Annotated in this window: 1 pseudogene; it reads right to left on the bottom strand. The window is 32.8% G+C overall.

Going from position 1 to position 942, the window contains the following annotated elements:
• Window positions 1–306, bottom strand: a pseudogene (locus CCY16_RS06925) (hypothetical protein); the annotation flags it as partial.
• Between the last annotated feature and the right edge of the window lie 636 nt (window positions 307–942).

The following is a 942-nucleotide window of genomic DNA, read 5'->3' as shown; positions in this document are numbered from 1 at the left end:
ATAAAGATTTACTCTTACTAGTTGATTACATGCACGTGAAGGGTGATTTTTAAACGACTCTACATAGTCTGAAAAGAACCTTGTAGAAGAATCACTACTTAAAGCTTTTGCAACTTCTTCCGCTTTATTGGAAAGTTGATTAAATAATTCTTCACCCTTTGTTTGCAACTCATCTTCAAATTCCTGTTTTACATTGTCCTTATTTACCCTCTGCAAGAAGGAAAACTCTCCAAACATATATAAGGAAGAGACGATGCTTTTGAAAGTTCCAGTGAAGCATGCACTTAAACCATGATCACCATACACCCGTATTCTATTTGCGATTCTATTAGATGCTGAAGTAGTTGGTATTTTCTGTGGAGTATTTGTGTATCAATATTTATGTTTGAACCGGCACTTTTTTATCTTTGTCATTACAAGCTTTCCTAACCAAATTTAAAACTTGCTTTTAATGTTAACCCACTTCCACTATGTATATTTTGTATACGTTTCAAGCATTCACATGTTTTTTCTCATCTTCTTTAAGTTGATATTTTCTGCAGCTTTTTCTGTTTAGTTTACTCCTTTTTTTTTAAAAATTTTCTATTTCTTTTGTAAATCCGTCTTCAATATCAGGTTCACCATGGTTTTCCTTTAGTTTTCAATATTAATATTAAGTCAATATTACGTTTATGTCGGTATTATGTGTTGTTTGTGGGACGTGTACTATTTCTTCAAATGCTGCTGCTCTTTGCTCTAGCCGTTCCTACAAGGTAATATAGCTTACGCAATATTGTAACAATCACAAAAAGTACTAGAAGAGAAATAGCAAATACTATAACAGATGTTATGATTAGACCAACAGCTAGCCACCTTACAGGAGCTAGCAAAACTTTTTTTCACTTTTGACGGTTCTTATATATTGGCTATCTCAAAATTCCACACTTTAATCGTGTAGGTCTT

Source organism: Wolbachia endosymbiont of Wuchereria bancrofti, from assembly GCF_002204235.2.
Lineage (GTDB): Bacteria > Pseudomonadota > Alphaproteobacteria > Rickettsiales > Anaplasmataceae > Wolbachia.
The sequence above is the reverse complement of the archived record's forward strand: the minus strand, read 5'-3'. Positions and strand labels throughout refer to the sequence as shown.